The sequence below is a fragment of the Niallia sp. WK069_GA_01 genome, from assembly GCF_983173855.1.
In genome coordinates this window covers 2159976-2182844 of record NZ_OZ470138.1, presented here as the reverse complement: position 1 = coordinate 2182844, position 22869 = coordinate 2159976, and the positions used below count along the sequence as shown (strand labels likewise).

Sequence of the window (22869 nt, the reverse complement as noted above, 5' to 3'; positions counted from 1 at the left end):
GGAGGAGAATAAATGATTATCATAAAAACACCGGAACAAATACAAAAAATGAAAAAAGCTGGTGAAATATTGGCAGATTGCCATAAAGAGCTCGCTTCTTTCATCAAACCCGGTATTACTACCGAAGAAATTAATGCATTTGCAGAAAGATATATATTGAAAAGAGGGGCTACACCGGAACAAAAAGGTTATCATGGGTACCCTTTTGCCACATGTGCATCCGTTAACGATGTCATTTGCCATGGATTCCCAAACAAAACCCCGTTAAAAAATGGCGATATTGTGACAATTGACATGGTCGTAAATTTAGATGGCTGGCTCGCTGATTCTGCATGGTCTTATGCTGTTGGAACTATTTCAGATGAAGCAGACAAATTATTAAAAACGACTGAAGCTGCCCTTTATAAAGGAATCGAGCAAGCTGTTGTTGGAAATCGCGTAGGAGATATTTCTCATGCTATTCAAACATTTGCAGAAGCACAAGGTTTTTCAGTTGTTCGTGACTTTGTTGGTCATGCGATAGGCAGCAATATGCATGAAGATCCGCAAATTCCCCATTTCGGACCTCCTAATGTAGGAAAAAGATTAAAAGAAGGCATGGTTATCACGATTGAGCCAATGCTTAATACTGGCTTATATCATGCTAAAGTAGACTTGGATGGCTGGACAGCAAGAACCGTCGACGGAAGTCTATCCGCCCAATATGAACATACTTTAGCAATAACTGCAAATGGTCCCGAAATTTTAACAAAACAATAATTTTTTAAGTTCGTGTTCAAATTTGAACACTCTTTAAGGGATGAAGTATTACTAATCCCTTTTAGAAACATCCTATTTATAACAAATTCTAGTGTTTAAATATTGGAATAGTTTTTTATTTAAGAGTTAACTATCAAACTAGCTCCATAGGTAAAAGCGAAGAATACAAAGTTATTCTCGCTTTTTTGTTTATCATTTCCTAGACGATTAAAAAGGTTGTATAGTAAGAAGAGAATGGTAAATTTGCTTTTAAAAAAGAGAGGTATTTTATGAGTCGCAAAAAAAGGTTAAAAATGAAAGATGTTCAGTTAGAGCATTTAGAACAATATAACCAATTGCTTCGCTATGTTTTTCAAGTAACAAATCATGAATTGCAAAAAATCGGTTGGGAAGAACGAGAAATAATATTGGCAAAATCACCAGTATTAGAACAAGCAGATGTGATTGGCTGGTTTGATGGGGAGAAATTAGTCTCACAGGTTGCTGTCTATCCTTTCCAAGTCAGAATCTTTAATCAAACTTACAAAATGGGCGGATTAACCGGAGTAGGTACATTCCCTGAATACACAAACCTTGGTTTAATGGATAAATTATTGCGTCATGCGCTTGCAAATATGCGGGAGAAAAAACAGTCAATCAGCTATCTTTTTCCTTATTCCATTCCCTATTATCGTAGAAAAGGCTGGGAAATAATATCCAATAAAATGACATTTGAAGTGAAAGACTATCAGCTTCCTAAAATGAAACAGATTGCCGGAGAGGTAGAACGGATGTCCACAGACAATAAAATATTGGAAACAGTTTATGACCGATTTGCCATGCAGACACATGGTGCCATGCTGCGTAACGAATTGGCATGGGATGAATATTGGCGATGGGATTTTGAAGATCTTACGGCTGCCGTTTATTATAGCGAAGACCGAGAACCTAATGGCTACGTCCTGTATTGGATTGCAGATGAAGTTTTTTATATAAAAGAAATGATTTTTGTAAATGAAGAAGCACGAATTGGATTATGGAATTTTATCAGCGCTCACTTTTCCATGGTATCCAAAGTAGTTGGAAACACATTTACAGATGAACCATTAGCGTTTCTGCTAGAAGATGCAGATATTAAAGAAACAATCGCACCTTATTATATGGCAAGGATTGTAGATTTAGAGTTGTTTATTGCTCAATATCCTTTTAAACCACAATTAATAGACAGACAATTAACATTTAGTCTCGTTGATCCGCTTCTTACTTGGAACCAAGGCACCTTCACCCTTTATGTTTCAAAAAATGGACAAGGAAAGCTATACCGGGAAGGAAAAGACAGTGAACTGAAGCTGGATATTCAGACAATGACAACCTTGCTTCTCAGTTATAAAACACCAGACTACTTGTATAAAATCGGCCGTCTTGATTGCGACTTAAAAACAGTCGAACTGTTGGAAGATATAATTGAGCAGCAGACACCATATTTTTCTGATTATTTTTGAACGAAAATTGCAGTAGCTAAAACATTCGAATAGAAAAAGAAAAATGCATTCATGAGTTTTACTTTTGAATGATTGACCCTGTTTTTCCGTTATTTCCCAAATACAAAAAGGTGGAATTTGCCCGAATATGGACACATTCCACCTTTTTCTTTTTTGGCTGCTGCCAATAGGACTCATTGTGTGAACTCAAGCAAAAATAATAAAATTCATTCGGATTATTTTAATAGAAGTAAAATAAAGGGATTATATATGAAAGAATTGAATAAATAATCTTTTTTCATACCCATTCAATCCAACTTTCTTTAACACTGATGAAACAGTTACACCATTACGATATTTTTTATCAATCATAAGGATATTTTAGTCTTGTATTCTACTAAAGCAAAATTTTTTATCGGACAAATTCTCCTCTTTTCTCTGCTGTTTTTGTCCTGATTGCTCTTTTATCGGACACTTTCCCCTCTTTTTCTTTGCATTTTGGTCCTGATTCATCCTTTTCGAATCTAAACAGGTAAAATCTACTAGTTAAAAAAGCTACTTAATGTTTCACAGGATATTTCTGTATAATTTTAGATAATCAACACTCTTAATAGAAAACGAACTTACATTTTTTCGAAATAAATTCCATTAACAACTTATATGGGGAAAAGACCCAACAGGAAATCACGCAGAGAAGACTCGTAGATGATCCCCATGAAAATCGAAGTGTATTCTGTCTGCGGATCCATCGAGAGGTAACCCCTATAATAAGGATTTATTTGTGATACCATTTATCTGATTTGAACTCTTCTGGTATATCTTGCTCAAAAGGTTCGTCATAACCTAACCTTTCCAGTGTGTCGAACCATAAATCTCTTTTTGATATTGGCAATTTTGAACCGCACCAGGGACAAAATGATATTTCTATCGTGGAAGACCCTCCATCGTGAATAATTATTCCGTATTCATCAAATTCAGAACTGTAAGATATCAAGTGATCTGCACAATCAAATGGGTCTTCATGTTGCTCGCAAACATAATTAACTCTATCCGTCATATCTGTACAACAGTGTTTTTTTAGCCATTTGTTTTCCTCTCTTTTATAAAAAATTGTATACCAAAATTATATCACAGTGCCATGATATTGAAGGAAAGAGAATAAAAAAGAACTCTCCAAAAACGAGTTGTACAGTTCGAAAACTGATTACATTTCGTTTTTAAAGAGTTCTTATACAACTATTAGTTTGTGATCACTTCATGTATTAATACAGGTGCTTCTACAGAAGTATTGGATATTTTAATATGTGTGTATAGTATTTCTTTTACTTCTTCTATGTTTTCTGAATTGCTGTATATCGTCACAAGTGATTCACCTTTTTCCACTTGATCGCCAATTTTTTTGCGAAGAGTCAATCCAACAGCTAAATCAATTTCTGAATCCTTCGTTGCTCTTCCTGCGCCAAGAATCATTGCGGCTGTTCCAATGCTGTCAGCTGTCATTTCCGAAACATAGCCTGCTTCTTTTGCAGGAAGCTCATATATGTACTTGCTTTGCGGCAGTTTATCTGGTTGATCAACAACAGAATCATCTCCACCTTGTGAACGTAAAAAGAGCTTCAAGGTTTCAAGTGCTTTTCCATTGGCAATCACCTCTTCCAGCTGCTTTCTTGCATCTTCTAAAGTATCGGCTTTTTCTGCTAATAAAACCATCTGGCTTCCAAGTGTTAAACACAGCTCAGTTAAGTCTTCTGGACCATTTCCTTTTAATGTATCAATTGCCTCTTTTACTTCTAATGCATTGCCAATCGCATAACCAAGAGGCTGGCTCATATCCGAAATAACCGCCATCGTTTTTCGGCCGACATTATTTCCTATTCGCACCATCTCTTCTGCTAACTCCCTAGAGCCTTCTAATGTTTTCATAAAAGCACCAGCGCCTGTTTTAACATCTAAACAAATCGCATCTGCGCCTGCAGCAATTTTTTTACTCATAATACTGCTTGCAATCAATGGCATACTGTTAACTGAAGCGGTTACATCACGCAATGCATATAATTTTTTATCTGCAGGGGTTAAATTTCCACTTTGACCAATTACCGCAATTTTATTTTTATTAACAAGCTCTATAAACTCTTTATTATTTAATTCAACATGAAATCCTTTTACCGCTTCTAACTTATCAATCGTTCCGCCAGTATGTCCAAGTCCTCTTCCTGACATCTTAGCAACAGGAACATCTAAAGCGGCGACTAAAGGGCCAAGTACTAGTGTGGTAGTATCCCCGACACCGCCTGTCGAATGTTTGTCTACTTTAATGCCTTCTATTTCCGATAAATCAATCATATCGCCAGAATGCACCATAGCCATCGTAAAATCAGCACATTCCTTCTCCGTCATTCCTTGAAAAAAAACAGCCATTGTAAAAGCACTTACTTGATAATCTGGAATAGAACCGTCTGTATACCCATTAATAAGAAACGTAATTTCTTCCTTTGTCAGTTCTAATCCATCTCTTTTTTTTGCAATCAAGTCTACCATTCGCATATTTATTCAACCCCTTTTCCACTACTAGAAATGTTCCTAAAATCAGATAAAAAGCGGAGGAATTTCTAAAAAGTTTGCTTATCCGCATTCAGACGTTCAGCTTGACTTCTTTCCATTTCTCCGCTTGTTTTTTCTTATTTTGTCATTCGATTAACCAATTTGTTTTATCAATTCTTTTACATAACGAAGAAAATCATTTTTTACTTTTTCCGTTGTTTCAATAACTTCTTCATGATTTAGTGGTTGATCTAAAATTCCTGCTGCCATATTGGAAATACAAGAAATGCCTAGAACCTTGATGCCTGCATGTCTTGCTACAATTACTTCAGGCACAGTGGACATTCCGACTGCATCTCCACCTACTATTCTCAGCATTTTAACTTCAGCAGGTGTTTCATACGATGGTCCAGTATTCCCAACATATACTCCCTCTTGAATGGCTAAACCAATTTTATCTGCTACTTCTTTTGCTGTTTTTCTTAATTCTTTACAATAAGCTTCTGATAGATCAGGAAAACGCACACCTAAATTAGCATCATTCGGACCAATTAAAGGATTTGTGCCCATATTATTAATATGATCAGAAATAAGCATTAAGTTTCCAGGTGCATACGATTCATTCACTCCACCTGCAGCATTGGTTACAATTAACGTTTCTACTCCCAATTCCTTCATCACACGTACAGGGAAAGTTACTTTATCGAAAGAATAACCTTCATAAAAATGAAAGCGTCCTTGCATGGCAACAACATCTATACCAAAAATACTGCCGAATACTAATTGGCCAGCATGTCCTTCCACAGTCGAAACAGGAAATTCAGGTATTTCACTGTATGGTATCTTAACAGCATTTTCGATTTCCTCTGCAAGTACGCCTAATCCAGAACCTAAAATAAGTCCGATTTTAGGTAATTTATTGTTTTTTTCCTTTAAAAAATCCGCAGCTTGTTTAATAGTTGTATAATTCATTTCATTCTCTCCTTACTTTAGCTCATTTAAAAAACTTTTTCCGTACTTTGGCAATGCAACTTGGAAATTATCTGCAACCGTTGCGCCAATATCAGCAAAAGTTTGTCTTATCGGCAGTTCTTTTCCAGCAGTCTTATTTTTATTATAAACTAACAATGGCACATATTCTCTTGTATGATCTGTTCCATAATGAACAGGATCATTCCCATGATCGGCTGTAATAATTAACAGATCCTCTTCTTTTAATAAGTCAAACACTTCTGGAAGTCGTGCATCAAATTCTTCTAATGCTTTTCCATATCCAATTGGATCGCGTCGATGCCCAAAAAGAGCATCAAAATCTACTAAATTCAAGAAACTTAAGCCCGTAAAATCCATATTCAGCGTATCAACTAATTTGTCCATTCCATCCATATTGCTAACGGTTCTCAACGATTTAGTAACACCTTCACCATCATAAATATCGGAAATTTTTCCGATGGCAATACTATCAAGATTTTGATCTTTCAACTCGTTCATAACCGTTCTGTCAAATGGTTTTAACGCATAATCATGTCGATTTGCTGTTCTTTTAAAATTGCCTGGCTCCCCAAGAAATGGACGAGCAATAATTCTTCCTACCATATATTTTTCATCTAAAGTTAATTCTCTAGCCAGCTCACAAATTTCGTACAATTCTTCTAATGGTACAATTTCTTCATGTGCTGCAATTTGCAAAACAGAATCGGCAGATGTATAAACGATAAGAGCACCCGTTTTCATATGCTCCTCTCCCAATTCATCGAGTATTTCCGTTCCACTAGCAGGTTTATTTCCGATAATCTTTCTGCCTGTTTTTTCTTCGATCGTGTTCAGTAATTCATCTGGAAAACCATCTGGAAAGACTTTAAAAGGTGTAGCGATATGTAAACCCATGATTTCCCAATGGCCCGTCATTGTATCTTTTCCATTGGAGGCTTCTTGCATTTTTGTATAATAAGCAAGCGGTTGGTCTGCTTTTTCAATTCCTTTTATTTCTTCTATATTGCTTAAACCTAATTTTCCTATATTCGGCATTGCAAGTCCATTCATTTTTTCTGCAATATGCCCTAATGTATGGGAACCTATATCCCCGAATTTTTCAGCATCCGGCGCTTCCCCAATCCCCACTGAATCCATAACAATCAGAAATATTCGTTTGTATGTATATGAAGACATTTTAATTCCTCCTTCAAGGGTAATAATGAGCTTATTGTACCCCTTATTAAATATCTTTAATCTGAGAAAATTATATCATAATCGTCAGAAGTCTGACATCTTTTTCACTTACAACAAACAAAAAACAACAAAAAACCTGCCATTTCAGACAGGATATCTATTCTTTCTTTGATTATAAGCATTAATCACCCATTATTAAAAATTCATCATGCTCTTGGATGAAACTTTGTATATACATCTTTTAATCTAGTTTTTGTTACATGTGTGTATATTTGTGTTGTAGAAATATCTGCATGTCCTAACATTTCTTGTACAGCGCGAAGGTCTGCGCCATTTTCTAATAAATGCGTGGCAAACGAATGTCTTAATGTATGCGGAGTTATCTCTTTGTTGATTTGTGCTTCTTTGCCAAGACGTTTTAAAATTTTCCAAAACCCTTGTCTTGTTAATCTATTTCCATGATGATTTAAAAACAATGCAGTCTCATTTTTGTTTTTATGAATAAAAAGGAGACGTCCCTCGTCTAAATAGAGTTGAAGAGCCTTTGTTGCAGCACCACCAATAGGAATAATACGTTCTTTATTCCCTTTCCCAATACAGCGGACAAACCCCATTGTCATATGAACATCTTCTACATTTAAACTAATTAGTTCACTAACTCTTATACCTGTTGCATATAACATTTCTAACATTGCTTTATCCCTTTTTCCATAGTGATCATGTACCTTGGGAGACTCAAGCAATCTTTCCACATCCTGCATCGAAAGCACCTTTGGCAATGTTCTTTCAGCATGAGGTGTTTCAATATGTACAGTTGGATCTTGTTGTAAAACACCATCTCTTAATAAAAATTGATGAAATGCCCGTATGGAGGCAATATGTCGTGCAATCGTTTTCGAAGATTTCCCCTGATCCTTTAAAAACGCTAAGAAATGCATAATATGAGAGCGATTTATTTGTTGTATTGAACAATTTTCCATTGTTTTTATATATTTATGATAGCCTTTTAAATCCCGTTCATAAGAAACGAGTGTATTTTTTGCCAACCCTTTCTCTACTAACAAAAAATGCATAAAATCTTGTAATTGATTTTCCATAACATTACTCCCCATTTAAATAAAACAATAGTATTCGATCCTTCCAGGAATATTCTTCTTTCGCCACCGTACTGTTTACCTTCACAGCAGCACCTGATGGTTCATCATAACGATGCAAATCTTGATATTCTTCATTAAACCAAATGATTGCATAATAGAAAAGAATCGTGCATCCTGTAAACAAAAGAAATACTTTGATTGTCCGAAATACCATCTTAGTCCATTGTACCATTTTTCTGCCTCCAAACTAATCTCTTTTAAAAGCTATGCCAGTTTGGACAGGTTTTATACCTAATAATAGAAGAACAACGCAAAAAAACCTTCTCATAGGAAAAGGTTTCACCTTGTAGACAACGAATTGTTATGATCCGTATATTGCTTTTTTGCCCACAATTATGAAGCCTTCCCCAAAAGAGAAGGTTTTTACTCTTCTTCAGCTGCGTTTTCGCTTTTTTCAATGCAGCGATGGCATATTCCATGAAAGGTTAAGCGATGATCTTTTATTTTAAATTTCCAATCACGTTCTACTACTTTTTCAACTTCCCCTAATAAGTCCTCTTGAATTTCATCAACAGCACCACATTCTATACAAACTAAATGATGATGAAAATGTGCTGCTCCTTCTTGTCGTAGATCATATCTTGAGACACCGTCTCCAAAATTTATTTTATCAACAATTTTAAGTTCAGTTAACAACTCCAATGTACGATAAACGGTTGCTAATCCAATTTCTGGTGATTTATCTTTTACAAGGAGGTATACATCTTCTGCACTTAAGTGATCTTCTTCATTTTCAAGCAATACTCTTACTGTTGCTTCTCTTTGGGGAGTTAATTTATAGCTCGATGAGTGCAACAGCTTTTTAATTCTATCAATTCTACTTTCCATTCCGAAAGTCCCTCCCTAGCCACTGTCCATCTCATTATAACAGAAGGAGGAAAAGAATCCTAATAAAAATTATTATTAATAAGTATCAATAATTATTATTATATACTATTTATTATATTTTTTATCCAAAAGTTCTCTTCTTTTCCATTTAAACTCATCTCTCATAGCTGAACTGGCATAATAAACGATTGTACCATATTTATAACAGACTTCATTAACATTGGTGAAATATATGCTTCAATTCCAGCAGCAGTTGCTAAAAAAAGAAAGGCAATCAACAAAAGAAACATATATCTCCCGAATAATGGAAGCATTGGCTCCCCCATTTTTTTTATAAATTGCTGTCTTATCATTTTAAATGAAAATGCTACAGAAAGTGTAGCAGAAATTATAAAAATAGGAATGACAATGATATTTTGTGGCAAAATGGACACAAATGAAAGTAAAAATCCGTTCCATCCCATTTGGTTTACTAAAAAACCAACTGTAAAGCCCACAACCATGCCTTTAATAAATAACAGTATCAGTATGACTGGCAATCCAATAATCGAAATGCCTAATAACCACATTAACCCAATAAACTTACTATTATGTGAAAAGCTTTGTATAAACAGGTCCTTGCTGTCCGCTACTTTCCCATCTGATACTTGGCCAAAAAATTGGGATAAATAATAAAATAAATCTTCCTTCTGCGTTAACGTTAAACTATTGACAACAACAGCTCCGAAGATCACACCCATAAGAAATAAAACAACGACAAATAAATAAATTGAGGAATGCTCCCGAAAATGATTGGCTAAAATGTTCTGGTATTTTTTTTTCTTCATCGCTTTTCCTCCTACTAATCAGTTAATTCATTCTATGCAAACAACGGAGGCAATAGACATATAAATCTAGTATTTTTTCTATTAAATAATTAGTATTTTCATCAAGAGAACTTTTCCATCAGTGAGGTTTTCTTCCTTCTCGATTGATGATTAGTTGAACTTATCAGACCCTTTACAGGATAGTTTCAACGACTAGCTTCCTCGATTTCTCGCCACTTTGATGCCGGGTACTTAATCCATGTCATCAAGATAAACTTTAATATATTAGCATGTGCTGGGTTTTCAGAGGCTTATTGCCCGTTTAAAGTAGGATAAGTGTAGAAAATTAATGGAGAAAATAGGTGCTTTCGTTATCTTTTCCAAATGATTTCCATTATGATAAAGGAGATGCTATAGATGGGAAAGGAGACAAAAATGAAGCCAATATTAATAGATTTTCCAGACAAAATCTTAACAGAGAGATTGTATATAAGACCTTGCTTGCCTGGTGATGGAAAAGAAGTGTATGAAAGCATGCAGCGTTCGAAAAAAGAATTACAGAAATGGATGCCTTTTGCTAATCAAGCACAAACAATGGACGGTGTAGAAGAAAATATTCGCAAAGCTTATGCAAAATTTATTTTAAAAGAAGATATTCGGCTACATATTTATTTAAAGAAAAATAATACATTTATCGGTTCAACTGGTCTACATTCCATTGATTGGGAGGTTCGTTCCTTTGAAATAGGCTATTGGTGTGACACTAGCTTTACTGGTAATGGATATATTCAAGAAAGCACAAAAACATTAATTTCGTTTGCGAGGGAAACATTAGAGGCAAAACGAATCGAAATAAGATGTGATGCATTAAATCACAACTCCCGAGCAATACCAGAGAAATTAGGCTTTACATTGGATGGTATTTTGCAAAATGAAAGCTTAAGTGCCGATGGTAGTAATTTAAGAGATACATGCATATACTCATTAACTACCTTTAGCTAATACTAAAAAGCTACTCCAAAAGAAAATGGTTTCCTAGGAATCACCAAATTATTCCTCTTCCCCCCTGTCGCAAAGCCTTATAAGAAACACACATGATTTCACACTCACACCCCGGCATGAAAATTTTTTCTAAGCCGGGGTTTTACTTTTTTGTCCATTTTTCCATACTGATTAATGCTATGGGAAGTAATCTTTACGTGCGCTTTTGTGGTGGTTCGACCCTGTATAAGAAACTGTTTGGAATTTGCCTTGTGTACACCCCTTTGTTGACTCTTCAATTTTTGAGGATGATCACGTACAGAAAAATGCTGTTTGACCAAGCTTATTCCACTTTCCATAGACACTACTTTGGAGGTTGTTTTATTTGGACATTTTATTAACCCATTGTGCCGGAATGGATGTTCATCAAAAAGAGATTGTAGTTTGTGCCCTAACTGGCACTAATAATGAATCCATTCAAAAAGAAACCAAGACTTTTTCCACTTTAACCAAAAGTTTATTTGATTTATTAAAGTGGTTAGAAGAAAAACAAATTACACACATTGCTCTGGAAAGTACCGGAATCTATTGGAAGCCGGTATACAACATCCTTGAAGGATATTTCGATATTACTGTGGCCAATGCCCAACGTATTAAAAACGTTCCTGGTCGTAAGACCGATGTTTCAGATGCAGAATGGATTGCCAAGCTTCTTCGTCATGGATTGATTGAAAAAAGCTTTGTCCCTTCCCAAGATCTTCGGGAATTAAGAGATTTGAACCGTTTACGCAAGAAATGGGTTGGTAACTTAACAGCTGAAAAAAATAGAATTTCAAAGGTCCTCGAATGTTCAAACATAAAGCTTGGTTCAGTTATTTCTGATATCTTTGGGGTTTCTGGACGTAAACTTTTGAAACAGTTAGTCGATAATGGATACCTTGATAAGGCTGATGTTGATGCCAATATCCATCATTCTCTCCGCAAGAAGGCTGATACCATTTCCGATTCTCTTTTCGGAACATTAAATGAACATCAAATGTTTATGATTAAAAGCTCTTGGAATCATATCATGTATTTGGAAACTTCCATTCAAGAACTTGAAAATAGGATAGATACCCTGCTTCATTCCTATCAAGAAGAAAAAGAAATACTTTTATCTATCCCAGGTATAAAGGAACACACAGCTGCTGTTATTATTGCGGAAATCGGAACAGATATGAGCCAATTCCCTTCATCAAGACATTTAGCTTCTTGGGCTGGTGTATCACCTGGCAATAATGAAAGTGCTGGTAAAAAGAAAAGTTCCAAAAGCGTTCAAGGAAACCCACATATAAAAGCTGCTCTTTGTGAGGTTGCTTGGGCTATATCAAGGTCGAAAAATACCTCAATGTCAAATGTTTTTTGGTCTCTATCTGCAAGAAGAGGAAAGAAAAAAGCTTTACAGGCTATTGCACATAAAGTTTTAAGAATTATATATACCCTATTTATTAATAAGCAACACTTCTCTGAACCACGTCTAGCTGGTTAGACGACCTTCCATTACAATACTCTATTAAGGTTGTGATTTTTTTAAAAAATTGAGGTCACACCCTTTCTTTACTATTGTCTTTTTTCTAGAAGTCCACGCTTCAAGATTTTCTTTACACCAAAATCCTGTACCCGCCCTATCAAATAGAACACGTTACTGTATTATACAGATACCCAGAATAGCCACTCGCCCGTTTTATTTTCACAGAAAAAGCTACTCCAAAAGAAAATGGTTTCCTAGGAATCACCAAATTATTCCTCTTCCCCCCTGTCGCAAAGCCTTATAAGAAACACACATGATTTCACACTCACACCCCGGCATGAAAATTTTTTCTAAGCCGGGGTTTTACTTTTTTGTCCATTTTTCCATACTGATTAATGCTATGGGAAGTAATCTTTACGTGCGCTTTTGTGGTGGTTCGACCCTGTATAAGAAACTGTTTGGAATTTGCCTTGTGTACACCCCTTTGTTGACTCTTCAATTTTTGAGGATGATCACGTACAGAAAAATGCTGTTTGACCAAGCTTATTCCACTTTCCATAGACACTACTTTGGAGGTTGTTTTATTTGGACATTTTATTAACCCATTGTGCCGGAATGGATGTTCATCAAAAAGAGATTGTAGTTTGTGCCCTAACTGGCACTAATAATGAATCCATTCAAAAAGAAACCAAGACTTTTTCCACTTTAACCAAAAGTTTATTTGATTTATTAAAGTGGTTAGAAGAAAAACAAATTACACACATTGCTCTGGAAAGTACCGGAATCTATTGGAAGCCGGTATACAACATCCTTGAAGGATATTTCGATATTACTGTGGCCAATGCCCAACGTATTAAAAACGTTCCTGGTCGTAAGACCGATGTTTCAGATGCAGAATGGATTGCCAAGCTTCTTCGTCATGGATTGATTGAAAAAAGCTTTGTCCCTTCCCAAGATCTTCGGGAATTAAGAGATTTGAACCGTTTACGCAAGAAATGGGTTGGTAACTTAACAGCTGAAAAAAATAGAATTTCAAAGGTCCTCGAATGTTCAAACATAAAGCTTGGTTCAGTTATTTCTGATATCTTTGGGGTTTCTGGACGTAAACTTTTGAAACAGTTAGTCGATAATGGATACCTTGATAAGGCTGATGTTGATGCCAATATCCATCATTCTCTCCGCAAGAAGGCTGATACCATTTCCGATTCTCTTTTCGGAACATTAAATGAACATCAAATGTTTATGATTAAAAGCTCTTGGAATCATATCATGTATTTGGAAACTTCCATTCAAGAACTTGAAAATAGGATAGATACCCTGCTTCATTCCTATCAAGAAGAAAAAGAAATACTTTTATCTATCCCAGGTATAAAGGAACACACAGCTGCTGTTATTATTGCGGAAATCGGAACAGATATGAGCCAATTCCCTTCATCAAGACATTTAGCTTCTTGGGCTGGTGTATCACCTGGCAATAATGAAAGTGCTGGTAAAAAGAAAAGTTCCAAAAGCGTTCAAGGAAACCCACATATAAAAGCTGCTCTTTGTGAGGTTGCTTGGGCTATATCAAGGTCGAAAAATACCTCAATGTCAAATGTTTTTTGGTCTCTATCTGCAAGAAGAGGAAAGAAAAAAGCTTTACAGGCTATTGCACATAAAGTTTTAAGAATTATATATACCCTATTTATTAATAAGCAACACTTCTCTGAACCACGTCTAGCTGGTTAGACGACCTTCCATTACAATACTCTATTAAGGTTGTGATTTTTTTAAAAAATTGAGGTCACACCCTTTCTTTACTATTGTCTTTTTTCTAGAAGTCCACGCTTCAAGATTTTCTTTACACCAAAATCCTGTACCCGCCCTATCAAATAGAACACGTTACTGTATTATACAGATACCCAGAATAGCCACTCGCCCGTTTTATTTTCACAGAAAAAGCGCAAGCGCCTTGTTCAGCCCTGAAGAAAAATGTTCTCTTGAATCTAAAAGTGTTCTTTACTTTTAGAGGCAAGAGGTGATCTTTCACAGAGGCTAGGCGCTGAAGCTAGACACTAATCTAGGTTGAAAAATTTTATACTTTCTTACCTTAAGGTAAAAAGATACTCTTTTGATTAATTTTATACTGCCTAGAAGTAAGCAATATACAAGTTTCTTCTACTGCCGAAGCAAGGGCTATAGCAATTACGACAACTACTAATGGCGATGGAATATGAGCAAAAGCAATAGCCAAAGGGATTGCTGTATATAAAGCAAATCCCGCTGCTTTATTCCCTAAAGTATGTAATATCCCCCACTGTTTGAATTTAGCTTTTGTCATAATAACGTTAAAAAGCCTTACTAAGGCCACCACTACAACAAAAAACAGTACAGTATTACTTACATAAATATCGGATAAAAAGAAAAAAACAACCAGCACTACTGCCCAAAATACAATATCCCCTACACTATCCAATTTTGCCCCTAAGGTCGTTTCCACCTTCAATTTACGTGCTACATACCCATCAGCAATATCAGTTATACCACATAATGCATACAAGGTGATAAACACCTCAGGTTCTAATGTTCCCAACATCAACAGCAAAAATGACAGCAAGATACGCAGGACAGAAAGTATATTTGGTAACATTTTCATAACAGAACACCTTTCTCTCGTCACAGTGACGCCCCGAATATTCTCTGAATTTGTCGAATTTTTATAGATTACAAGCGTAACAGCTGGATTGTTCTGCAGCATTTAACTAATATTCTCTTTTATACTTTTGAACACAAATCAATTTTCATCCTTCTATCACACTCGAACAGCCACCATAATCAGAAGTTAGACAAATTCAATACTCTTCTAATCTAGCTGGTTTCGACAAACTTCGGGACGGATCGGGTCGTCACTGCGACCAGAATTTGTTCAATATCATGGCTACTATTAGTCCTATACTAATACATAAAATACCTCGAATTAATTCAGTAATAAACCAGTTATGAAAATCCATACTTTTGGTTAGTTGGGTTGCAGCATAAACAGCAAATATTACTAATATATTTTTTGTGTTCATTTTTGGTTTTATCCTCTCCAAATTAAATTATGGCATAAACGATACCTTGGGCTAACGTCTAATTTAATGCTAAATCTTTAAAACTTCTCATTAACAGCTGTCCCACATCATCATACTTATTGATTCAAGTCGTCAGGTTGATCTCAAATGAAGTAAAAAAATTAGATATCGTCTTCCCATACTTTGAATAAGTTAAATAGCCCTTCTTTACTTTTATCACCCTCTACTACTCTAAACGTTAAATTATAAACTATATTCCTTGGATCTAATTCTATTCCCGAACTAAATCCAATAATTACTGGTCTATTAACATACAACATTTTTTTGGGTTTTGTTACATATCCCCAATCTAACTTATTAAAGTGTTTCACAAATACTTCGGCAAAATAAATGGCTATATCCATTGCTAAACAAAGAGTACCAACACTTAATTTCTTATTATTCTCCATAGCTATTTCTGTTAACCATTCAGGAGCTTCTTTTAACTCCTCAGCAATTTCTTCATCAGTTTTGGTTACAATCTCAATTCTAGGTATAAACCAAGTCCATAAATTTACTAAAGACTGTGGAGTTAAATCCAAGTCTTCTAATTTTCCACCGCCAGTTTCTAAATATGCTTTACTAATCAACTCAATTCTTTTAGGAATTTCACTTAAAAACCAATCAAAATGCATTTGTGCTTCTTTTTTTTTCATTTTTTCAAATGGTTTAACTTCAAATGGTGGAGTCATTAATATATATTCCAAAATATTACCTCTTCATATTTCGTACTTTATTCTTCCAAGTGTTCTCAAAGGGATAACTGGTCAACATACCTCTCATCCCTACTCGTATTTAACTAAACCTTGAATCCACCACCTACTAGGTTTTCTAAGTATTTTTCACCTGCTTTGCCACTACTAAATCCCGATACTAGTGAACCAATAGTTCCAGAAAAATCACCATATAATCTACTTCAATGGCTTATAAAAAAGTTACTTCTACCAAATGATGCTTTTGCTGAAACCTCCACTAGATAAATAGGATTATTTTCTGATATCTATCTCCATTTTTTGATAATGAATTATTAACATCGCCTGGAACTGGATCCCATACCAAGAATAATCCATTTAATGAAAGGATAAAAAGAAAGTATCTAAATCTTTTATAATGTATTCTAAGGTAAAATAATCACAGTTAGTATAAGTAGATAATTGATCTTCATCTTCCAACTTTTTGTAATCAACTATAATAGTAAAACCATTGTTAATTTTATTAAAACGTAATACTAATTCATCGGACATGGATTTAAAAACCAGATTTTCCTCTTGACCTTTCGAAAGTCTCTTTATACTCTTATAAAATTCATTAAGATCTTTGTTAGTAAAATAAAAACTATTAGTCTTAGCTGAATACCCTTTGCATTTAATATTTATAGAAGCTTCGAATTCATAACCTAAGTCAAATTCATCCGCTTCATAAAAATTCATTAGTTCAATTTCACAAATCCAATCAGAATATGCAATCTTAAATATTTTCACTAGAATAACTCCTTATCTTCTTTATAAACAAGAATGGATGAACATTCACTTGATTCTCTAAATCCTTGTCATTATTCCAACACCAAACTTTAACAAAGCCTAATAATAAATAAAACTCGCAATAATATAATAAACATACATTAAATAACTAATTGTAACTAAGCAAAGTGAATAAATATTTATTAATTTTGAATGCCCTACCTTTTTAAAAGGAAGATAATAAACTAATAAGAAGAGACCAAGAATAATCAATTGTATGGTAAATGTTATATAGAGATATGTATGAAAAGAACTTCCTCCACCAATGTACATGCCTGTACCTACTAATAAAATTCCAAATCCTTGATATGCTGCAGCAATATTCTTTAAAGTGCTACTATTAAATTTTAGTGTATTAATTGAAAAGAATGTTATTGTTAACGTCATTAAACTTATCAAGATATCAATGAAAAGAACTAACAACTATTTTCACCTGCCTTCTCTTAATCACATTAGATGTTCTAATTCGTTTATTTTTCTTTTTCATAAAATTTTTTCTAGCTTTTTTAATTCTTTCTAACCTCTTTACAAGTATTTTTGTTAAATGTTTTTAAGGGTTTTTTACTAATCTTCTATCATGTCTACCGTATTGCTCAATATTACCAGATAAATTTTTCGATTTCTTTCAAGGGGGGCAGACAGACCACATAGCTCAAAAAAATTTTTATATTCGTAGTTGAAAAAAGTAATAACTTATTATGAGTATTAAGTTAAGGTATTGTCTATTTTAATTATTGGGAGTCGTTTTGTTTTGTACATTATTCTAACCGGTAATGCAACATCTAATTTTCCCTTTGGCTGTCCAACCAATATATAACGAATACTATTATTAGGATAATAATCATTGAGGGTAACGGGAAGAACTGTTTTAGAATTAGCTGGTAAGATAATTTGATCAACCTCATATGGTTTAAAGTCTACTATCAATTTTAATTTAGCTTTTAATTCAAATTTTTGCGGATTATTTATTACTAGATAGTACTTATTTTTTTCAATGAAATTAGTTTCTTTTGTCAAATTTGAATTATCATATAATTCCATTGATATCCTATTATTTTTATCAGATTCACCAATTTTTTTTATAGTTTTAAAATTACCTTCTTCCTTAAATATGTTCTGCTCCTTCTTACTATTTGTAACAGATAAGGAGAAGTAATTTTTTGCTAACGTTTGTTGTGATTGAAGTATTTCTAATTCATCAGTACTTCTTTTGTTCATTTCTTTTTCGCTTACTATGAAGACCATATGTTCACCAGAAGGCAGGCATGATAATGTAAAATTAAGCTTTAGCTCTCCCTTTTTAGGCATTTTAATAGCATGAAACGATGCTTCTTTATTATTAATTTTCAACAAAAGTTGAGAATTATCATTTTCAACAAAAGCATAGAGAATTATCTTCTCCTCTTCTTTAGTATCATGAGTTAATATATAAGTAGCTTGTAACTCGCCATTTTCATCCGTTTTATAAGCTAATTTATTTCTATCTAATTCATATTTTTTATCTATGCTTATTTCTACTCTTCTTCTTTCCACTACTTCTTCTATTTTTTTTAGTTTATGTTTTTTCATCAAAGTCTCCTTTTTTTCTTGCTATTCTATATACATGGTATGGATATAATAATATTATTCACCTTAAATAATCTCAATATTAGAACTATTTTAGGTGGTTGAATGCGGTATTCAATTGGAAGTCTAGAAGTTTATAACAATGCTTAATACACTTTCGCTTTTTCAGTAGTTACTTCTGTTTGTTCAATTAAACTTAAATCAACATAATCCTCACTTCAAGGGTTTATAAATTGTCAGGTCTACAATTTTGTTTTCACTGAAATCAGACAAGTTATCCAAGGATTATGATAACTTGGATCTTTGGATTCGTAATAAGTTAATGCAATAAGATTTTTCCTAATTCTCTAAAAGCCTTTGTGCTTCCTTTTAAATGAATTTCTTGTTTTCCATTTCGCACAAATTCATCTTTTTCGACATCATATATTTCACCTTCTATAATCTCAAACCCTAACTATTCTAAAGCTTCAGGACTCTTTACTCCTCCTTCAAATATTCCACGTTTAACATCTTGTTTCCCAATAACAAAATCTAATGTTAATTTAATTTCTTTGCTTATTTTTTTCATATTATCCCCTTTTAGTTTTCTTTAGATTATCAATGGCTTTGTTTAGTCATTCTTTATAGTGCACCTATCCCTCAGCACATTAAAGCACCCTTAGTGGGGATTACAAAATTTAAAAACAGTGCTGTCCGTCTGGTTAGATAGAACAACACTGCTTTTCATCAGCTTTTTTTCACTTTTCCATATTTGCCGCCTCCTCCTATAGAAATTAATAATGTTCCATTTCGGGCGGCTATTATATAATCTGCTATTTTTTTTGGCAGCACTTCTGCTAACTTCTCACTTGGAACTTCGTGAATAATTTGCATTTCTGTTGAAAAATACTGCAAAAGCTTTTCTAATGTTTTTTTGCCTAGTCCAGGTATAAATTCAAGGGGGATTTGATTAATATACGGTGGCCTTGATATCTGAAGCGTCGAATTCGACAGTTCCTTTATTCGTGCGGCGACTCCTTTTATGGATTTTTGGCTGCCGCAGACAGAACAGGTTTCTTCTATGTTTGCTAGTCTGTTAAAGCATTTTGCACAAACGGTTTCATGGTATTTTCCTAACAATGGATCCAAACCATAGTTTGCTTTTACCCCTCTTCCTTCCATACCTTTTAATGCTTTCTCCAATTCTAAAAAGGATGCTTCTTTCATTTCTATTATTTGGTACTCTCTTGCTATTTTGCCTAACGAATGGGCATCTGAATTGGTCAAAAAGGTATAGCGGTGCAGTTCTGCTAAACAATCTGCCATTTTTGTATCAGCACTTAAACCAAGCTCCACAGCATCAATTAACTCTGGATCAAAAATTTCTGCTAGCGTTTGTTTGACTCCCTTGCCATAAAGACTTTTAAATGGTGTAAAAATATGGGCCGGAATAAATAATCCGCCCATGCTCTTTATTTTTTTCTGCAATTCTAATCCTGTTGTATACATTCGCTGTGAACTTAATGTTATGTTTTTCAGATGGTAAGATAACCAATCAGAAAAAAGCTTCATTTTTTCCAATGTTGGCAAAAATACTAATACATGAACGGGACCATTGCAATTTTGATCGTATATTTCCAGTTCTGAGCCTAAAATAATCGTCAATCCATCCATATCTAACCCACCATTTGCTTTTGGCACAATGAGATGATCTTCCATCTGTTGTTCTATTTCAGCCAGTACTTCCGGTGAATGAGCATCAATAATACCGATCATATCCAGCCCTTTTTGGAATTTTGCATAGTGAATAATATTGGTAAAAGTTAAAGTGCTGGAGCCAGTAATTTTTACTGGCTTTCCGCTTTTCGTTCGACCAATATGGATATGAAGATCTGTATAGTACCGATTCATTCATTCTCCAAAGCTTTCAAGAGCTGCATATATTGAACAGCATAGATGGTTTTTGCATCAAAGATACGCTGATTTCCCACCATCTCTAGTGCTTCTTCTAATGATACCTCCATCAAATTTACAAACTCATCCTCATCTAGTCCAGCAGCATTTTCCAGCTTAAATAATCCTTTTGCCATATAAATATGTATGATCTCGTCTGCAAATCCTGGAGATGTATAAAAAGAGGTAAGCAGCTCTAACCTTTTACAGCCATATCCTGTTTCTTCCTCTAACTCCCTTTCAGCACAAACTGCTGGATCTTCTCCTTTTTCTAATTTTCCTGCTGGTATTTCCACTATTTCCTTTTCCAATGGTTTACGATATTGTTCGACCATTACTAATTTCCCCTCATCCGTTACTGCGATAACGGCAACAGCACCAGGATGTTTCACTAATTCTCTCGTCGATGTTTTTCCATTAGGAAGCTCCACTTCATCTACTTGCACCGTGATAATTCTGCCATCAAATATTTTTTTCGTTGAAATGGTTTTTTCTTGTAGGTTCATTTTATATACACTCCTATTCTCGTTCTATTCAACTATGTTTTTTACATATAAATACTTAAAGTGCGTGTTCAAAAAGGAGGATAAAAAGGACCAAGAAGTTCAAGGCGGCTTCACTTTGAGCATCGCCCTTTCACAGGATGTGATGACTTCCACGTTGCTCATAGGACGTGAGCGTTTTTAGTGGAAGATCCTCTAGTTGATACGTGAGAAGCGGAAAAGTGAAGCCAACGAAGAAATTCGACGTGTCATTTTTACCGGACTTTTTGAACAACCTCTTAAAGTCTGCCGAATATTCTCTTTGATAAGAAATAAATCAGTTCTTAAGTCATTATACTTTTTTTCCTTTTAGAAAGACAGGAAAGGAGCCCAATATGAAAATTTATTTACATGATAAAAGAGTAGTTTGCGCCGGAAAAGCATGGGAAATCCGCCAAATTTTAAAACAGTACAGTAAAAAATATAGGTATGTAAAAGAATGGTTGGAAGAGGAGAAAGTGCAGAAGAGAAAAATGGCTAAAATAGAAGAATTTAAATAAGTTAAGGCGATATTTTTGAAAACCTCTTCCTTCTTTCGGTACAATAGGTAATAAATTCACAAAAATGAGGTGCCAGATTTTGAAAAAAAGACAATTAGGATCTTCTGATTTATATGTTTCACAGCTTGGATTAGGTTGCATGAGTTTAGGTACAGATGAAAAAACAGCTTTTCCCATTTTAGAAGCGGCCCTTGAACAGGGCATTAATTATTTTGATACAGCAGATTTGTATGACTTCGGAAAAAACGAAGCGTTATTAGGTAATTTTTTCAAACACAACCGGGAAGAAATTATTCTTGCAACAAAGGTAGGAAACAAGTGGAAAGAAGGTCAAGATAATTGGTCATGGGATGCTAGCAAGGCTTACATTAAGGAAGCCGTTAAACAAAGTCTAAAACGGTTAAACACTGATTATATCGATTTATATCAGCTCCATGGCGGTACATTAGAAGATAATATCGAAGAAGCCATCTCAGCATTTGAAGAGTTAAAAGCGGAAGGATTTATTCGCTATTATGGAATTTCTTCCATTCGTCCAAATGTTATTCGTGAGTATATGACACACTCCTCCATCGTTTCTGTTATGATGCAATACAGTATGTTGGATAGACGACCAGAAGAAGAAGTGCTGTCCCAATTATATGGAAATGGAATTAATGTAGTAACACGAGGTCCAGTTGCAAAAGGTTTATTGAGTGAAAACTATCAAAACAAGCTTAAAGATGGCTATTTAGATTATTCATTAGAAGAATTAGAAGATACCTTGCCAAAAATCAAAGAGATCTTTGCGGACAAACGTACATTAAATGAAGCAGCCATTCAATATAACTTAGCTGATCCAGCTGTTGCCTCCGTAATTGCCGGAGCAAGCACCGTTGAGCAGCTAGTGGAAAACGCTAACGCAGTAAATAGTAATCCTTTATCTATTGAAGAAATAGAATTAGTTCAAAAAATAACAAAAGCAAATACGTATAGTCAACATCGTTAATAATATAAAAAGAAGCAGTTTTCTAAAGTTTTATTCTTGTAATTGAAGCAGGGAGCAGCCGGAATACACGAAGACTCTCGTGGGAATTCGAGAAAGACGAGCCCACAGGAAAGCAAAGTGTATTCCACCTGCGTAACCCTTTTTCACTGACTGCGAATTCACCAAGTAAGCCTAATTTTAGGTTGCTTGCTTCCTAAAAACATATTACGTAAAATCACTTAAATTCTTTCCAATTTAAAGGATTTTCCTTTAAAAGCTCTTCAAAAGATTTATTTTTTTCTTTTAACCTTTTTTCTTCTTTTATTCTTTCTTCATCTGCTTTTTGTTTCTTTTGTTCTTCAGCCTTTAATTCCTGTTTTTTCTCTTGTAACTGCTTTGACAGCTGATCATTAAGTAAATCTCCTAATGTTACTGGTTTGTCTTGTTCTTGTTTTTTTATTGGTTTACGCTGTTTTTTCATCTTGCTTCATCCTTTTCTTCTATTAATTCCTCTCTAAACAAAGAGGAGTTCCTTTTAT

At 34.5% G+C, this 22869-nt stretch carries 22 protein-coding genes; 7 read left to right on the top strand and 15 right to left on the bottom strand.

The features are described from left to right. The first annotated feature begins 12 nt into the window (after positions 1–12). Positions 13–759: a type I methionyl aminopeptidase gene (gene map, locus AC5LWL_RS10435; protein ID WP_493434248.1), complete on the top strand. Its 747-nt coding sequence runs from the start codon at positions 13–15 to the stop codon at positions 757–759. Between the two features lie 269 nt (positions 760–1028). After that, positions 1029–2240, top strand: a complete 1212-nt coding sequence (locus AC5LWL_RS10430; protein ID WP_493434247.1) for a GNAT family N-acetyltransferase — start codon at positions 1029–1031, stop codon at positions 2238–2240. A gap of 754 nt (positions 2241–2994) precedes the next feature. Here the strand turns inward: AC5LWL_RS10430 and AC5LWL_RS10425 are convergent. The 8 genes from AC5LWL_RS10425 to spoIIM all read right to left on the bottom strand — a co-directional run bounded on the left by AC5LWL_RS10425 (position 2995) and on the right by spoIIM (position 9741). Then, on the bottom strand, positions 2995–3330 hold the full coding sequence (locus AC5LWL_RS10425) for a DUF6980 family protein (protein WP_493436593.1): 336 nt from the start codon (positions 3328–3330) through the stop codon (positions 2995–2997). Between the two features lie 128 nt (positions 3331–3458). Next, positions 3459–4763 (bottom strand): pyrimidine-nucleoside phosphorylase, encoded by a 1305-nt coding sequence (locus AC5LWL_RS10420; RefSeq protein WP_493434246.1) that lies wholly within the window; start codon positions 4761–4763, stop codon positions 3459–3461. A 150-nt stretch (positions 4764–4913) separates the two neighbouring features. Beyond that, positions 4914–5732 (bottom strand): purine-nucleoside phosphorylase, encoded by an 819-nt coding sequence (locus AC5LWL_RS10415; protein ID WP_493434245.1) that lies wholly within the window; start codon positions 5730–5732, stop codon positions 4914–4916. Between the two features lie 12 nt (positions 5733–5744). Next, positions 5745–6929: a phosphopentomutase gene (gene deoB, locus AC5LWL_RS10410; RefSeq protein ID WP_493434244.1), complete on the bottom strand. Its 1185-nt coding sequence runs from the start codon at positions 6927–6929 to the stop codon at positions 5745–5747. 206 nt (positions 6930–7135) lie between these two features. Continuing rightward, positions 7136–8026, bottom strand: a complete 891-nt coding sequence (gene xerD, locus AC5LWL_RS10405; RefSeq protein WP_493434243.1) for a site-specific tyrosine recombinase XerD — start codon at positions 8024–8026, stop codon at positions 7136–7138. A gap of 4 nt (positions 8027–8030) precedes the next feature. Then, on the bottom strand, positions 8031–8258 hold the full coding sequence (locus AC5LWL_RS10400) for a YqzK family protein (protein ID WP_493434242.1): 228 nt from the start codon (positions 8256–8258) through the stop codon (positions 8031–8033). A gap of 191 nt (positions 8259–8449) precedes the next feature. Then, positions 8450–8914, bottom strand: coding sequence for a ferric iron uptake transcriptional regulator (gene fur, locus AC5LWL_RS10395; protein ID WP_493434241.1), 465 nt, complete (start codon positions 8912–8914; stop codon positions 8450–8452). A 161-nt stretch (positions 8915–9075) separates the two neighbouring features. Beyond that, entirely contained in the window at positions 9076–9741 is a 666-nt protein-coding gene (spoIIM, locus tag AC5LWL_RS10390; RefSeq protein WP_493434240.1) for a stage II sporulation protein M, read from the bottom strand. A 414-nt stretch (positions 9742–10155) separates the two neighbouring features. Here spoIIM and AC5LWL_RS10385 point away from each other — a divergent pair, with 414 nt between their 5' ends. The 3 genes from AC5LWL_RS10385 (at position 10156) to AC5LWL_RS10375 (ending at position 13939) form a co-directional block, all read left to right on the top strand. Continuing rightward, positions 10156–10722, top strand: a complete 567-nt coding sequence (locus tag AC5LWL_RS10385; protein WP_493434239.1) for a GNAT family N-acetyltransferase — start codon at positions 10156–10158, stop codon at positions 10720–10722. A 364-nt stretch (positions 10723–11086) separates the two neighbouring features. After that, the gene (locus tag AC5LWL_RS10380) at positions 11087–12229 is read left to right on the top strand and encodes an IS110 family RNA-guided transposase (RefSeq protein WP_493432573.1); all 1143 of its coding nucleotides are present in this window, start codon (positions 11087–11089) and stop codon (positions 12227–12229) included. A 567-nt stretch (positions 12230–12796) separates the two neighbouring features. After that, a complete protein-coding gene (locus AC5LWL_RS10375; protein ID WP_493432573.1) occupies positions 12797–13939 on the top strand; it encodes an IS110 family RNA-guided transposase in 1143 nt (380 codons plus the stop codon). Positions 13940–14300: 361 nt separating this feature from the next. Here AC5LWL_RS10375 and AC5LWL_RS10370 read toward each other — a convergent pair whose 3' ends face one another. The 6 genes from AC5LWL_RS10370 to AC5LWL_RS10345 form a co-directional block, all read right to left on the bottom strand. Further along, positions 14301–14846 carry a CDP-alcohol phosphatidyltransferase family protein gene (locus AC5LWL_RS10370; protein WP_493434238.1) on the bottom strand — a complete coding sequence of 182 codons (546 nt, stop codon included), beginning with the start codon at positions 14844–14846 and terminating at the stop codon, positions 14301–14303. Positions 14847–15425: 579 nt separating this feature from the next. Continuing rightward, entirely contained in the window at positions 15426–16010 is a 585-nt protein-coding gene (locus tag AC5LWL_RS10365) for a hypothetical protein (protein WP_493434237.1), read from the bottom strand. Between the two features lie 363 nt (positions 16011–16373). Next, the gene (locus tag AC5LWL_RS10360; RefSeq protein ID WP_493434236.1) at positions 16374–16784 is read right to left on the bottom strand and encodes a WapI family immunity protein; all 411 of its coding nucleotides are present in this window, start codon (positions 16782–16784) and stop codon (positions 16374–16376) included. A 744-nt stretch (positions 16785–17528) separates the two neighbouring features. Then, positions 17529–18392, bottom strand: a complete 864-nt coding sequence (locus AC5LWL_RS10355; protein WP_493434235.1) for a hypothetical protein — start codon at positions 18390–18392, stop codon at positions 17529–17531. A 723-nt stretch (positions 18393–19115) separates the two neighbouring features. Further along, positions 19116–20279 (bottom strand): endonuclease Q family protein, encoded by a 1164-nt coding sequence (locus tag AC5LWL_RS10350; RefSeq protein WP_493434234.1) that lies wholly within the window; start codon positions 20277–20279, stop codon positions 19116–19118. Next, positions 20276–20827, bottom strand: coding sequence for an NUDIX domain-containing protein (locus tag AC5LWL_RS10345; protein ID WP_493434233.1), 552 nt, complete (start codon positions 20825–20827; stop codon positions 20276–20278). Before AC5LWL_RS10345 ends, AC5LWL_RS10350 begins: the two co-directional genes overlap by 4 nt. Positions 20828–21198: 371 nt before the next feature. Here AC5LWL_RS10345 and mciZ point away from each other — a divergent pair, with 371 nt between their 5' ends. Together mciZ and AC5LWL_RS10335 are read left to right on the top strand one after the other, a co-directional pair. Next, positions 21199–21363: a Z-ring formation inhibitor MciZ gene (mciZ, locus tag AC5LWL_RS10340; protein WP_493434232.1), complete on the top strand. Its 165-nt coding sequence runs from the start codon at positions 21199–21201 to the stop codon at positions 21361–21363. 79 nt (positions 21364–21442) lie between these two features. Beyond that, positions 21443–22351, top strand: coding sequence for an aldo/keto reductase (locus AC5LWL_RS10335; RefSeq protein WP_493434231.1), 909 nt, complete (start codon positions 21443–21445; stop codon positions 22349–22351). A 214-nt stretch (positions 22352–22565) separates the two neighbouring features. On the opposite strand, the gene AC5LWL_RS10330 is transcribed toward AC5LWL_RS10335, so the two are convergent. Beyond that, entirely contained in the window at positions 22566–22811 is a 246-nt protein-coding gene (locus AC5LWL_RS10330; protein WP_493434230.1) for a YqkE family protein, read from the bottom strand. Positions 22812–22869 lie beyond the last annotated feature (58 nt).